Source organism: Paenibacillus alginolyticus DSM 5050 = NBRC 15375, from assembly GCF_000422905.1.
GTDB classification, from domain to species: domain Bacteria; phylum Bacillota; class Bacilli; order Paenibacillales; family NBRC-103111; genus Paenibacillus_E; species Paenibacillus_E alginolyticus.
This window is the reverse complement of the sequence record NZ_AUGY01000074.1, coordinates 12,038-25,742: the sequence shown is the minus strand read 5'-3', so window position 1 is coordinate 25,742 and position 13,705 is coordinate 12,038. Positions and strand designations below refer to the sequence as shown.

The window sequence follows — 13,705 nt, the reverse complement described above, 5'->3', positions numbered from 1 at the left end:
CTATATGTTTAATAACGTTAGGGAACTATTATTTAATTTATTTATTGTGTTTCTACCTGTTATTATCTACCCCTATATTATGAAAACAGATCGTGAAAATGGTCATAATCGGGTGATTATTGCCATTGTTTTTAGTTTCACACTCGTGGTCACAATGACGTTTCCAGTTGTACTTAATGGTCTTACCTTTGATTTACGCGCTGTTGCGCTAAGTATCGGCTCCTTATATGGAGGCATTTATGTCTCACTTTTTTTATATGCGGTTGTCCTTGTCTACCGGTTTATCTTAGGCAGTCCCCATCAGATAGCCTATATCATCTCTTTTTTACCTACTTTTTTGGTGATTATCTGGTTTGTTATCAAGTTCCAAGGATTATCATTGATTCAAAAAATGATCTCATCCATTCTTGTTTATGCGAGCATTCGTCTAATAAGCTTGACTACCTATAGTTATCTCATAGGCAATCTTTCTTCGTTAATTCATACAAATTTTCTGTATTTTTACGGGGTGATTGTTGCCCAATGTACGATTTCCGGTGTATTTGTGTATGTACTCGAGACTTTCAAGAGAAATGCCCAATTGCGTGAAGAAATCATAAGAAGCGAGAAGATGAAGATCGTCAGTGATATAGCGGCATCTGTTGCGCACGAGGTTAGAAATCCTTTAACTTCTGTCAGGGGGTTTATTCAACTGATGGGGAAAGATGATCTTACGACATCGAATAGACAATATTATCAAAAAATTTGTTTAGAGGAGTTGGAACGTGCGGAGCATATCATTTCTGACTATTTAACCTTCGCTAAGCCTGAACCGGAAAAAATAGAAGTCATCGAGATGAAGAATGAGATCGATTATGTAGCTAACGTCCTTACTTCCTATGCGAATTATCAAAATGTACAGATCATCAAACAAATCGAGCAAGATGAACTTCTTATTCTCGGTGATAAAAATAAATTGCGGCAAGCGCTAATTAATATCGGAAAAAATAGTATTGAGGCCATGCCTGAGGGTGGGATTTTGACATTTACCGCCCATTCTATTAACGGACATGTTGTCATTTCGGTAGGAGATACTGGCATTGGAATGACCAAAGAGCAAATGAATCGACTTGGAACTCCTTATTATTCCACCAAAGATAAAGGGACGGGCCTTGGTACAATGGTTTCGTTTAGCATTATTAAAAAGATGCAAGGTAAGATAGAGGTTAAGAGTGAAGTAGCCAAAGGGACCACGTATATGATCACAATTGCTAGATTGAACGCTTCCTAGCCAGTGCAGCTTAGCTATCTAGTCGACTTTCTAGCAGCCGCGGGAGTCATCCCTAGTACTCTTTTGAACATGGCATGAAAATGAGGTAAGCTCTCGAAGCCGCACATTTCTGCGATGATGTTAATGTTGAGGTCGTTTTCGCTAAGCAGCTGCTTCGCTCGGATAATTCGTTTGGTCATAATATAGGCGGTAATATTCATCCCAATTAACTGCTTAAATACCCGGCTGAAATGGGCAGGTGTAACGGAAGCTTGCTTCGAAAGTGTCTTGAGGCCGATGTCCTCACAGAAATGTTGATCGATATAGAGCAAGATTTCCCTCATCCACACAGGGGGAGCAATGGAATCACCTACGTTAGGCTTAATGCCAGAATCCAAATCACGATTCAAAAAAAGCAAGAGCTGAAGGAGCTGCAGCAAGATAGCTTGCCGGTGACCCAAACTCTGATGTTTGCATTCATATTGAATGGATTCCAAACACACATCTAGGTGTTGACGCTGGGGGAGTAGAGTTTCAAGCTTGTAATTGCGGTGTTCTGCGGCTTGATCGAAGCAATGCAAATAAGAAAATGAGTCACCCAGATTAGGAACTTGTACGATACTGGGGTTGAAATAAATCGCTGTGGACGTTACAGGCATCTCTCTATCCGGCGTTGCCCGGTGAATCGTATTGCCAGGGATGAGGAAGAGATCGCCTTGCTTCATTTCATAAAAAGTATGATCGATAAAAAAGGTTCCTTTTCCTCGATAAACATACACAATCTCATACCAATCGTGGAAATGCTCAGGGAGCTCGCTTTGCGAGCTCTTTGTGTTTTTGTAGGCATATGAAAATGGGAAGGCATCGTTAGCATCGAACACTTTGCGTACGGGATGCATTAGAATCCTCCTTCAAGTTAGCTTGTAAACCCATGATATCAAAAAACCGTATAATGATGCTAGATATCGTTATTTCATATGATTTATTTGGTGTTACAATAGAGGAAATCGGTACCAAATATGGATGATGAAGAGGAGAATCTCAATGCGGATTGATGCACACCAACATTATTGGAAGATGGATCGGGGTGACTATGGGTGGCTTACACCGGAGCTGTCCGTGCTGTACCGTGATTATTTGCCGGACGACTTATTGTCCCGCCTGCACCAGCATCATTTGGATCAAACCATTGTTGTTCAAGCGGCGCCGACATTAGAAGAAACGGATTACCTATTATCCCTAAGCGAGGAATCAGATTCAATTGCCGGTGTCGTAGGTTGGCTGAATTTGAATGACCCTGACTACCAGATCCATTATAAAAGGTTTAGTCAGCATCCCAAATATGTAGGCTTTAGGGTCATGATTCAAGAAATGCCGAATGCGAGTGTGATACTTGAGCCTCATTTTGTAGAAGCATTACGATATTTTGCTGAAAAAGATGTACCCGTTGATCTGCTTGTCGTATCCCATCAATTGGAGCCGGTGGTTCAGCTTTTGAATTTGGTTCCGGGTTTACGCGCAGTAATTGATCATATGGCTAAGCCGCGAATTGCAGATGGCGTTATTGAGCCTTGGAAAAGCCAAATGGCGGCAATTGCGAAGCATCCAAAACTATATTGTAAGCTATCCGGCATGGTGACAGAAGCCAATCATACGGAGTGGAAGCATGAGGACTTTACGGCGTATATCCAACATGTGATAGATGTATTCGGAACGGAGCGTGTTTTATTCGGCAGTGATTGGCCGGTTTGTTTGCTCGCAGCCGAGTATGATGAAGTTATTGAAGTGCTTACTGAAGCATTGCCAGACAATTGGTCGGAAGCAGATAATGTCCGCTTATTCGGACTAAATGCAAAGGAATTTTATAAGTTATGAAGTATCGTCAATTAGGAAAAACGGGGCTTGATGTCTCCGTGCTGAGCTTTGGCGCCTCTTCATTAGGTTCTGTATTTCGTGAAACGAACGAAGCAACAGCGAATGAACGCATCCCCACTACGCTAGTCAGCACAGCGAACCCTGACAACATTCGCAATAATATTGCGTGGACAGATGAACCAATGGACACAGAGCTGCTTCAGGAGGTGCTGGAGATCCTGGCCCCCATCCACAATAAGTCTTGGATCAGTGGAAGACCCGAATATAACGAGAAGACCTATTTGTAATCGGACAGGGGGAATCAGGTGTGAGAGCAATTATATGTGAACAGGTCGAGAAGTTTAAGCTAGCAGAAGTTCCGGAACCTAGTCTAAGAGCAGGAGAAGCTATTGTTCGCATCAAAAGGATTGGCATATGCGGGACGGATTTGCATGCGTTTAAAGGGAATCAGCCGTTTTTTAGCTATCCGCGTATTCTCGGGCATGAACTGGCTGGTTATATTGAACAGATCGGTGAATGTGTCACTGGGTTGCAAGTCGGTGATCAAGTAAGCATTGTTCCTTATATGCACTGCGGGACTTGTATTGCTTGCCGTAATAGCAAGACAAACTGCTGCACTGATTTGAAGGTACTTGGCGTACATATCGACGGGGGGATGAGAGAGCTGATCTCCTTGCCAGTCAGCCATCTCATCAAGACCGACGGGCTGACGCTAGACCAAGCAGCGATGCTAGAGCCGCTCAGCATCGGAGCCCACGCGGTGAGGAGATCCGAACTTCGCGCTGGTGACAACGTGCTGGTGATTGGCGCTGGTCCAATCGGACTCGGCGTCATGATCCTGGCTAGGCAGCGCGGTGCGAATGTGATTGCGATGGACGTAAACGATGAGCGGTTGGCCTTTTGCCGTGATTGGGCAGGCATCGGCCATACGATTAATGCCTTGCAGCAGCCGAAGGAACAGCTAGCCCAGCTCACGAACGGCGAATTCCCTACCGTCGTATTCGATGCGACTGGGAACGCTAGGTCGATGACGGAGTCGTTCGGACTTGTTGCACATGGCGGCAAACTTGTGTATGTCGGACTTGTTAAGGCCGATATCACCTTCCACGATCCCGACTTTCATAAACGGGAGCTGACCTTAATGAGCAGCCGCAATGCAACTATGGAGGATTTCGATACCGTACGGGCTGCCATGCAAGACGGCATCATCGACATCGCGCGCTACATCACGCACCGTGCAACATTTGAGGATATGATCGACCATTTCGAGATTTGGCTGAAGCCAGAGTCGAAGGTCATTAAAGCGATCGTTAGTTTGTGAAAAAGGCGTGCTCAGTTTGGCTGGGCGCGCCTTTTTTTGTTGTTTTATAGGAAACTAAAGGAAATTATGATAGATGCCGATCTGTGGATAAGTATTGTAAAATGAAAACGGAAATGGAAGGGATACATGTGTTTCACGCACCCGGCATCATCAGATTTTAGCGGAACGTAGAAGCTTTATTTTGCTCAAAATCGCGTAATTCACGTTTTCGCGGAACGTTGATCCTCTATTTCCCACTTTCGAGGTGGAAAAACCGGTAAACCGGCAAAATAGGGCCCCTTCGTTCCGCGTGCGGGTCCCGCATCGACATAATCATCGAAATAACGCCTCCTCGTTCCCCGCGATCCTTAGATTTGCAGCCTAAATGTTCGAAATCACTCCTCAGAGTTTCGCTTTCAAGCCGACCTATAATCCAGTGGATTTGACCACTTTTTTGCTCAGATAAAATACTTTATAAAGCTCAAAACTCACCATATAGACAGCTTCTATAGCGAGTATCGAAACTATCAATTATTTGAATGCTTCATCTAACCTTATAATAAAGCGTAGCTGAAAGTAATACAACCCAATTGATGGAGGCGAATCTCTTTTGAATCAGACAACTGTTGGCATTGAAGAGTTAAGCATCAATACAATAAGAACACTTACAATCGATGCAGTCGAGAAAGCGGCTATGGGTCATCCTGGTATGCCGATGGGTGCGGCGCCAATGGCGTACGCACTTTGGACACAGCATTTGAAGCACAATCCGACGAATCCGAAATGGGTTGATCGTGATCGATTTGTTCTTTCGGCAGGACATGGCTCGATGCTTCTTTATAGTTTGCTGCACCTAAGCGGTTATGATGTAACCCTTGACGACATCAAGGAATTCCGTCAATGGGGAAGCCGTACTCCCGGGCATCCTGAGTATGGTCATACGGCTGGTGTTGAAGCGACAACGGGACCCCTTGGCCAAGGAGTTGCTATGGCTGTCGGTATGGCAATGGCCGAAGCCCATCAGGCTTCCGTCTACAATAAACCGAACTTCCCAATCGTTGATCACTTCACGTATGCGATTTGCGGAGATGGCGACTTGATGGAAGGTGTTTCCTCCGAAGCTGCTTCATTGGCAGGTCATTTGAAATTGGGCAAGCTAATTGTGCTCTACGATTCAAATGATATTTCGCTCGACGGTGAGTTGAACATGTCGTTCTCTGAAAATATTCGGACGCGTATCGAATCCTATGGTTGGCAATACTTACGTGTGGAAGAGCAAAACAACGTCGCGGCCATTTCCGCCGCGATCGAAGAAGGCAAGGCGGATCTAGGGCGCCCGACCCTGATTGAGATCAAAACAACGATCGGCTTCGGCAGTCCGAACAAAGCCGGCAAAGGCGGCCACGGCGGCACGCATGGCTCGCCGCTCGGCAAAGAAGAGCTGCTGCTGACGAAGCAGGCTCTGGGGTGGCCGCTCGAGCCGGACTTCTACGTCCCGGCCGAGGTCTACAAGCACTTCGCCCAACACAAGGAACTGGGCGTACAAGCCCAAACCAGCTGGGAGCAGCTGTGGAACAGCTACCAGGCAGCGTTCCCCGAGCTCGCTCAGCAATTCGAGCTCGTGAGCCGCGGCGACCTTCCAGCCGACTGGAACGCAGATGTGCCGCGCTTTACCCCAGAGAGCGGTGTGATCTCGACGCGCACAGCCTCGGGCAAAGTGATTAACGGCTTGGCGAAGCGGGTACCACAGCTAGTAGGCGGCTCCGCCGACCTAGCGAGCTCCAACTTCACCATGATTAACGACGCCGCGGCATTCAGCGCCGCCGATTACAGCGGCCGCAACTTCTGGTTCGGCGTCCGCGAGTTCGCCATGGGCGCAGCATTGAACGGCATGCTGCTGCACGGCGGAATGCGCGCTTTCGGCGGAACGTTCCTCGTGTTCAGCGACTATTTGCGCGGCGCGATTCGCTTGTCCGCGCTCATGAAGCTCCCTGTTGCGTACGTGTTCACGCATGACAGCATCGCTGTCGGCGAAGACGGCCCGACGCATCAACCGATTGAACAGATCCCGTCCCTGCGGATGATTCCGGATCTGACGCTGTTCCGCCCTGCTGACGCTAACGAAACAGCAGCGGCTTGGGAGTATGTGCTACAAGCGAAAGAAGGCCCGTTCGTATTCGCGCTTTCGCGTCAGAATTTGCCGGTGCTTCCGGGCACGGATCAGCTTGCTTATGCTCATATTCATCAAGGAGCTTATATTTTATCCGATGTTGACGCATCAGCGACCCCTGATATTCAACTCATCGCAACAGGCTCTGAAGTGAGCTTAGCACTTGACGTGAAGAAGCAGTTGGCGCAAGATGGTATTGGGGCTCGTGTTATTTCCATGCCAAGCCGTGAATTGTTCGAGCAGCAGCCTGAAGAAGTGCGAAATGCCATCCTTTTACCACAAGTTAAAGCAAATGTTGTCCTTGAGATGGCCTATCCGGCTGGATGGGAAGAGATTACGGGAGGCGATGGCTTCGTTGTAGGCATCCGTAAATTTGGTGCATCAGCGAAGGCAGATCGAGTAATTCGCGAATACGGCTTTACAGCAGATGCAATCGTTCAACAAATCAAACAGAAGTATTTCCAATAAGAGCCCACAAAAGGGAGAAAAGGCAGGGATACAGGATGAAATTGTTTATCGACACAGCCAATGTAGACGAAATTCGCAAAGCTCACGCATTAGGTGTTGTTGCAGGAGTAACGACCAACCCTTCACTAATTGCTAAAGAAGGTAGAGACTTTTTCGAAACCGTAAAAGAAATCATCTCCATCGTCGGCGATGTACCGATTAGTGCAGAAGTTGTTTCACTGAAAGCGGACGAAATGGTTGAGCAAGGCAAGAAGCTTGCTAAACTAAGCCCGAATGTTGTTATTAAGCTTCCAATGACGTTGGATGGACTTCAAGCGACTAGCGTTTTCAGATCACTGGGTATCCCAACGAACGTAACCTTGATCTTCAGCTCAACGCAAGCTTTGCTTGCTGCACGCGCAGGAGCAACATACGTGTCTCCATTTATCGGACGTTTGGATGATATCAACCAAGTGGGTATGAATCTAATTAAAGAAATCAGCCAAATTTTCCAAGTACACGGTATCAAATCAGAAATCATCTCTGCCAGCGTTCGTCACTCCGCTCACGTGATTGAAGCAGCGCTTGCAGGGTCACATATTGCTACAGTGCCTTACAAAGTTATTGAGTCCATGAGCAAACACCCGCTGACAGATGCAGGGATCGAGAAGTTTTTGGCAGATTGGGAAGGCGCAAACCAAGAAAAGTTTTAAGCGCATTAAGACTCGCTGTAAGAAGCGGGTCTTTTTTCGTAGGTAAGAAAGTATAAGTTTTATTACACTTCGCGTCATCAGTCTTGACAAACGCGCTCGTCCCTGAAGGACGACGGAGTCGTTTATCCTTGTGTCCAATTTTTCTCATCATAGGATATAGTAAATGTAAGTTTTAATCGGAGTTATAAAAGGAGCCATGTCACCATGATTATTAGCGATGTTGAGCATTTTGAGCAGGAACGTCATCTGTGGCCGTCGGCCGTATCACGTGGTATCGATTACATTTTGAATCGCAGGTTAGGTGAGGCGGAAGTTGGTAGGTATGATCTTGAAGGTGATCAAGGTCATTTGATGTTTGCCAATGTGCAGGAACTTATGACCCGTCCCATTGAGGAACAGATGCCCGAGTCTCATAGGATTTATACAGATATTTAGTGAGCGGGGAGGAAAGGCTCAGTTTCTACAAGCTGCATCCTAACGCCAAAGTCGTCGACGATAAGTTCGACTCCCATGATATTGCTTTTTATGAATCGGATCCCTCGCAGCAAGAAACGGAAATTCTTCTGGAGCCAGGTATGTTTGCAGTTTGCTTCCCTTCCGACATTCACCGTCCGAATGGTTCCATTACGGAGTCCAAGAGCAACAAGAAGATCGTCATCAAGATCCACAAAGATCTTCTCCAGCTTTAATTGCCTCTCTTCCCTCTTCCTAACCCCTACTCGAAAGCATCCTCGCCTGCTTCCATTTGCCAAAGCGATAATAAAGCAAGTTTAGCGCTGCGGCCACACTGAAGCTAACCGGAAAGCTCCACCAAATCACATCAAATCCATACTTGTTCGCCAGTACAGTGGCAAGCGGGATTCGGACAAGCAGCAGGGCAATAAAGGCAACGATAAGCGGGAACACAACAGCCCCAGCCGAACGAACTACGCCAGCTACGACGTTAAATACACCAAAGATAATAAACGACCAAAGCGTTATATTATTGATATGTACGCCAATTGCAATCGCTTTGCCCTCAGGAGGAAGGAAGAAACTAACGACCTCACGGTTGAACAAATGAAGAAGAGCGACGATAAGTCCCGTCATCAGGATGTTAACCCCAACACCGGTCCACGTAATCCGATTTACCCGATCCCATTTCCCAGCACCAATGTTCTGCGCGGCCATGGAAGTCACAGCTCCGCCAATTGCCATGGCAGGCATTTGCACATAGCTGGATATTTGCATCGCAACACCGAAAGCAGCCGTCGATTCAGAACCATAGGAGTTCACGAGATGGATGAGAATTAAGTTGCTTAGGGAAACCACGACCATATTTAATCCCATCGGCAGTCCTTTTTGTATCAGCGTCCGTACGATCATCCAGTTGATGCGAAGCAGAGGAATATCCTTTTTCGTAATCCGCAAAAAATACTTTTTCTGGTACAAATACACAATCAACAGCGCGAAGCTGATCAGTTGTGCCACAAAGGTTGCGACAGCCGATCCGGCTATCCCCATTTTCGGAAAAGGCCCCATGCCTTGAATTAGCAATGGATTCAGCACAATGTCCAAAACGGCAGACAGTAGCAGGAAATAGAAAGGAGTCTTGGCGTCGCCAGAACCCCTTAATATGGCCATAATGAGATTAAAGCCGAACATAAAGGGAACGCCAGCGAAAATGATTCGCGTGTATGTCACAGCAAGATCCTTAACATCCGCGGGTGTATTCATCCAACCCAGAATGGTATGGGAGAAAAGCAGCCCGAATAAGGCAACGACGATGGAAAGAATGAGGAAGAAGACTGCACTGGTGCCGACAACTTTTTTAGCTTCTTCTACCTTTTGTCCGCCGAGATTTTGACCAATCATAATAACAGCGGCCATCGCGATACCGAAAATAGAGCTAATTAAGAAGAACATGATAATGTTGGCATTGGATGTTGCCGCAAGCGCACCTTCTCCGAGGTACTTGCCAATCCATACGGCATTGATAGAACCATTAAGCGTCTGGAGCACATTGCCTAACAGAATCGGCAAAGAAAATAAGATCAACGTCTTGGCAATCGGGCCTTCCGTCAAAGACGGGCGTGGCTTTTTCATGGTATTCTCGCTCATGTGGAATCTCCTTGTTATTCATTCAGATACTAGCTTTTAAAGTGCTTCCTTCATTATACCTTCTTCCATCCCATTCCAAAAATAATGGCCTATTTTACGAATGCTCCCTCTATCAATTGGACACAATCTATTTTTTTTAGTAGAGTAGAGAATAAGTCTTTTTGACTTATAGATTGTGGGTTTATATAGGTGGGGGGAATTCAGGATGCTTCGTCTTGGTGAGAAAATAATAGTAATTGCCGATAGTTTAGAACAGAATCTGCCAATAGGCGGGTATGGATATATTATTGCTTACGACCGGAATAACGATAACATTTTCGACTACGTCATTCGTGTCCCCAAGGATAATAAACACTATTACGTACCTGCGACAGATATCGAGCTTGAAGAAGTACTTCTCCATCAGCAGGCGAACCAAGTCGAGAGAGAAGCGTTAATTGACTTCGCGCTTGCCACGAAGAATGAGGAGCTGTTTCGTAAAATTATGAACGGTGATCCAAGTGGACAACCGGAAGTAGAACGAGACAAAGATGTTCAATCAACCGAAGATTTCATTAAACAAATCGGCCTGAAGGCCTGGATTTAATACATGTTTCATCAAACACCCGCCTAGTGCTTACTAGTGCGGGTTTTGTTTTTTAATTTTGTTGCTAAAATCATGAAATGGTGGTACATTAATATCCGAACGCAAAACTATTTTAGTATTTTAGTTCTGAGGTGCATATATGGATGCCAAAAAATTGTTGATTATGGAAGCAGCAAAAAAGTCTTTTTCACTTTTTGGGTACAAAGGTACAACGATGGATCAAATCGCCAAAATTGCTGGTGTCGGCAAAGCGACGATCTATACGTTTTTCGCCAATAAGGAAGATCTTTTGCATGAGATTGTACAGTCGTTAATTGCCGAAATGAAAGCAGGCGCCGATAAAGCAATAGCAGAAGGGGCTACCCCTTTTGAGAAAATTCATAATGCGATTTATGGGGTTCTCGTTTTTCGCAAAGAGCATGAGCTGCTCATTCAATTGGCTCACGAGGTTCAACAATTTGGCAGTCCGGTAACGATTGAAGCGCTGGCCAGTATCGAAACAGAAGTGATCCAGTTCATGAGTGAACATATGGAACGCGCGATACATAACGGCACGATGAAGAGCTGTGACCCGAAGATGACGGCTTTCATTTTATTCAAGCTGTATGTCGCTTTAGTTTTCGATTGGGAGAAGCAGAACCAGAACGTGCCATTAACGGACGAGCGGATTATGAGCACGCTGCAGTTGTATTTTGATAACTTTTTGATGCAATAATTTTTTTTATTTTTATTATGGAGGGGTAATTATGCGTTTTATTAGACCGATGGTTTATTCCGCGATGGCGATTGTCATCGGAACGAGTGCATTTCTTTTAACAACCAAACAGGCAACTAGCCAAACAGATGTAGTTAACCAACTGCATCCTACGGCTTATATTGAATCGAACGAAGTAAGCGCCAGCTTCAAAGTAGGTGGAAGAGTCACTGAAATCCTCGTGAAAGAAGGGGATGCTGTGAAAAAAGGGCAAGCACTGGCCCGTCTGCAAAGCACCGAGATTGAAGCGAAAGTCGAGCAGGCCAAAGCGGCCGTCGCGCTCGCACAAGGCAAGATCGCAGAAGCGCAAGGAGCCACCGCAACCGCTCAAGCGAAGAAACAGCAGGGTATTGCCGGTGTCAACGTGACGGCTGATACAGCCGAGCAGCAGGTGGAACAGGCCAAAGCGGCGGTTAGCGCGGCACAAGCCAAAGTGGATGGGCTGCATAATGGGGCCCGTCCGGAAGAGAAGAAGCAAGCTGAGATTCAGTTCCAGGCGGCTTCCGAAGTATACACCATTGCTGAGCAAAACTTGAATCGGATGAAAGCGATGCTGGAGCAAGGGCTTGTTGCTCAAGCTGACGTGGATAAAGTGAAGGTGAGCTACGAAGAAGCGAAAACGAAACGCGACCTGGCACAGCAGCAGTTAAACATGGCGAATCAAGGACCGCGTGAGGAAGAAATTCGCGGAGCGGAGGCTTTGCTAGCCCAAGCGCAAGCGACCTTGAAGCTGGCTGAAGCCAATCGCGGCAACGTGCAAGTGAGACAGGGCGATGTAGCGGCGGCAGCGGCGGCTGTGCAGCAAGCTCAAGGAGCAATCCAATCGGCGCAATCCGGTGAACAGCAAGCGAAAGCGGCTCAGCTGGAAGCAGAGACTTACTTGAGCTACACAGAGTTGGTTGCACCAGCCGATGGGGTCATTCTTAGTCAATCTGCACAGGTGGGTGAGCTTGTAGGCTCTGGATTTCCTGTACTCTCAATCGAATCGACGGAGAAACGTTGGGCTAAGTTTTACTTGCCGGAGACATCTATTGCTGGTCTGAAAGTAGGCAACAACATCAGCATGACGATGCTGTCAACGGGCGAGAAAGTCGTTGGTACGGTTAAAACCGTAGCGGCTGCGCCGGATTTCGCAATCAAGAAAGCGACACAAACCTCAGGCGAAACGGACATTCGTTCGTTTGGGATCAAAATCGAATTGAACACATTGCCAGACACTGCAACAACAGGGATGACCTTGCAATGGAACGGTAAAACGGAAGGATGATGAAGGAGATGGATCTTCAGATTGGCAAGCTAATTACAGAAGAATGGAAGCACATTCTGAAGGACCGACGTCTTTTTCTGATCTTGTTCTTCGTTCCGATTCTTTATACGGTGCTCTTCGGATCGATTTACTTACACCATAAAGTGACCGAAATGGCCACGGTTGTTATCGATGAAGACCAAAGTCCTCTTAGTCGTCAAATCATTCAAGCCTTCGAGCAAAGTGAAACGTTCCAGATCAAGAAGGAATATCACTCGGAGGAAGAAGTGAAGCGGGCGCTTTCAACGGGAGAGGCCAAGGTAGGCCTTATCATTCCCTCTAATTTCGAAGCGAAGCTGAAGCATGGTGAGACGCTGCCGCTGCTTACCCTGATCGATGGCAGCAACATGATGATTTCGAACTCCGCTACCAAAGGGGCCAATGAAGTCATCACAACCTTCAGCATGGGTTACTCACAGAAAAAGCTTCAACTTAAGCAAGGACTGCAGAATGAAGAAGTGATGAACACACTTTCTCCCATTCCTTTCCGATATCGCATTATGTACAATTCAGCTTTTAACTACAGCGACTTTATGCTGTACGGACTAGTTGGCGCGATTTTACAGCAAGTTCTGTTTCTAGGCATTGCCTTAACCATCACTCGCGAGAAAGATGCAGGAACGTGGCAGCGGTTCGAGGCATGGAGGAGAAATCCGTGGCGCATCGCTTACGCGAAAACGGCTCCTTATTTTTTAATCAATTTCTTTAACACAGCGGTTACCTTCGTTATCGCCTTGTATGCATTTGGCGCACCAATGAGCGGCAGTTTGCTTGTCGGCATGGCCGTCGTTGTTAGCTTTACCTTTGCCGTCAGCGGTATCGGTTATCTAATCAGCTTGTTCTCAAGCAATCAACTCGGAGCGACGCAGACTGCGATGTTAATTGCCGTACCTTCCTTCATGCTATCGGGGTTCACTTGGCCATTCGAAGCCATGCCTAAAGTGCTCCAGGTGCTCGGGCATATGCTTCCGCTCACTTATTTTTTAGATGGCGTGCGCAATGTATTTGTGAAAGGAAATGACTTTTCTGTCATTTGGCATGATTGCATTTCATTGATTTTGACCGGTGCACTCACTTATTTCATTGCTATGTTATTAACTCGTTTCGTTATCTTCTCTAAAAAGAAATCAAAAGATGCCGCTCCGGGCACGCAAGCTGTACTGCCATCCGGATCGAATATCACGTTATAATCGAACCGAAGAGGA

At 46.5% G+C, this 13,705-nt stretch carries 12 protein-coding genes and 1 pseudogene; 11 read left to right on the top strand and 2 right to left on the bottom strand.

The window, feature by feature from the left end:
- Positions 1-4: 4 nt before the first annotated feature.
- Positions 5-1,270 (top strand): ATP-binding protein, encoded by a 1,266-nt coding sequence (locus G519_RS0127605; protein ID WP_029197447.1) that lies wholly within the window; start codon positions 5-7, stop codon positions 1,268-1,270.
- Positions 1,271-1,284: 14 nt separating this feature from the next.
- On the opposite strand, the gene G519_RS0127600 is transcribed toward G519_RS0127605, so the two are convergent.
- The gene (locus G519_RS0127600) at positions 1,285-2,148 is read right to left on the bottom strand and encodes an AraC family transcriptional regulator (protein ID WP_029197446.1); all 864 of its coding nucleotides are present in this window, start codon (positions 2,146-2,148) and stop codon (positions 1,285-1,287) included.
- Positions 2,149-2,293: 145 nt separating this feature from the next.
- Between G519_RS0127600 and G519_RS0127595 the strand changes: the two genes are divergently transcribed.
- The 6 genes and pseudogenes from G519_RS0127595 (at position 2,294) to G519_RS52465 (ending at position 8,443) form a co-directional block, all read left to right on the top strand.
- Positions 2,294-3,124 (top strand): amidohydrolase family protein, encoded by an 831-nt coding sequence (locus G519_RS0127595; protein WP_029197445.1) that lies wholly within the window; start codon positions 2,294-2,296, stop codon positions 3,122-3,124.
- Entirely contained in the window at positions 3,121-3,411 is a 291-nt protein-coding gene (locus G519_RS0127590) for a hypothetical protein (RefSeq protein ID WP_029197444.1), read from the top strand. The genes G519_RS0127595 and G519_RS0127590 overlap by 4 nt, the downstream gene beginning before the upstream one ends.
- A 20-nt stretch (positions 3,412-3,431) precedes the next feature.
- Positions 3,432-4,445: a zinc-binding alcohol dehydrogenase family protein gene (locus G519_RS0127585; RefSeq protein WP_029197443.1), complete on the top strand. Its 1,014-nt coding sequence runs from the start codon at positions 3,432-3,434 to the stop codon at positions 4,443-4,445.
- Positions 4,446-5,034: 589 nt separating this feature from the next.
- Positions 5,035-7,062, top strand: coding sequence for a transketolase (gene tkt / locus G519_RS0127575; protein WP_029197442.1), 2,028 nt, complete (start codon positions 5,035-5,037; stop codon positions 7,060-7,062).
- A 35-nt stretch (positions 7,063-7,097) separates the two neighbouring features.
- Positions 7,098-7,754, top strand: a complete 657-nt coding sequence (gene fsa, locus G519_RS0127570; RefSeq protein ID WP_029197441.1) for a fructose-6-phosphate aldolase — start codon at positions 7,098-7,100, stop codon at positions 7,752-7,754.
- A 204-nt stretch (positions 7,755-7,958) separates the two neighbouring features.
- Positions 7,959-8,443 (top strand): annotated as a pseudogene (locus G519_RS52465) (YhcH/YjgK/YiaL family protein).
- Positions 8,444-8,462: 19 nt separating this feature from the next.
- Here the strand turns inward: G519_RS52465 and G519_RS0127560 are convergent.
- On the bottom strand, positions 8,463-9,854 hold the full coding sequence (locus G519_RS0127560; RefSeq protein ID WP_029197440.1) for an MATE family efflux transporter: 1,392 nt from the start codon (positions 9,852-9,854) through the stop codon (positions 8,463-8,465).
- Positions 9,855-10,059: 205 nt separating this feature from the next.
- On the opposite strand from G519_RS0127560, the gene G519_RS0127555 reads away from it, so the two are divergent.
- The 4 genes from G519_RS0127555 to G519_RS0127540 all read left to right on the top strand — a co-directional run bounded on the left by G519_RS0127555 (position 10,060) and on the right by G519_RS0127540 (position 13,690).
- Positions 10,060-10,440, top strand: a complete 381-nt coding sequence (locus G519_RS0127555; RefSeq protein WP_029197439.1) for a hypothetical protein — start codon at positions 10,060-10,062, stop codon at positions 10,438-10,440.
- 139 nt (positions 10,441-10,579) lie between these two features.
- Positions 10,580-11,155: a TetR/AcrR family transcriptional regulator gene (locus G519_RS0127550; RefSeq protein WP_029197438.1), complete on the top strand. Its 576-nt coding sequence runs from the start codon at positions 10,580-10,582 to the stop codon at positions 11,153-11,155.
- Positions 11,156-11,186: 31 nt separating this feature from the next.
- Entirely contained in the window at positions 11,187-12,461 is a 1,275-nt protein-coding gene (locus G519_RS0127545) for an HlyD family secretion protein (RefSeq protein WP_029197437.1), read from the top strand.
- An 8-nt stretch (positions 12,462-12,469) separates the two neighbouring features.
- Complete coding sequence (locus G519_RS0127540; RefSeq protein WP_244280242.1) at positions 12,470-13,690, top strand: ABC transporter permease; 1,221 nt, start codon at positions 12,470-12,472, stop codon at positions 13,688-13,690.
- Positions 13,691-13,705 lie beyond the last annotated feature (15 nt).

What these genes read in the sequence shown, in the direction of transcription:
- fsa (WP_029197441.1), top strand. Translation starts at nt 7,098, where the DNA reads ATGAAATTGTTTATCGACACAGCCAATGTAGACGAAATTCGCAAAGCT.
- G519_RS0127560 (WP_029197440.1), bottom strand. Translation starts at nt 9,854, where the DNA reads ATGAGCGAGAATACCATGAAAAAGCCACGCCCGTCTTTGACGGAAGGC.
- G519_RS0127545 (WP_029197437.1), top strand. Translation starts at nt 11,187, where the DNA reads ATGCGTTTTATTAGACCGATGGTTTATTCCGCGATGGCGATTGTCATC.
- G519_RS0127555 (WP_029197439.1), top strand. Translation starts at nt 10,060, where the DNA reads ATGCTTCGTCTTGGTGAGAAAATAATAGTAATTGCCGATAGTTTAGAA.
- G519_RS0127550 (WP_029197438.1), top strand. Translation starts at nt 10,580, where the DNA reads ATGGATGCCAAAAAATTGTTGATTATGGAAGCAGCAAAAAAGTCTTTT.
- G519_RS0127600 (WP_029197446.1), bottom strand. Translation starts at nt 2,148, where the DNA reads ATGCATCCCGTACGCAAAGTGTTCGATGCTAACGATGCCTTCCCATTT.
- G519_RS0127595 (WP_029197445.1), top strand. Translation starts at nt 2,294, where the DNA reads ATGCGGATTGATGCACACCAACATTATTGGAAGATGGATCGGGGTGAC.
- G519_RS0127590 (WP_029197444.1), top strand. Translation starts at nt 3,121, where the DNA reads ATGAAGTATCGTCAATTAGGAAAAACGGGGCTTGATGTCTCCGTGCTG.
- G519_RS0127605 (WP_029197447.1), top strand. Translation starts at nt 5, where the DNA reads ATGTTTAATAACGTTAGGGAACTATTATTTAATTTATTTATTGTGTTT.
- G519_RS0127540 (WP_244280242.1), top strand. Translation starts at nt 12,470, where the DNA reads ATGGATCTTCAGATTGGCAAGCTAATTACAGAAGAATGGAAGCACATT.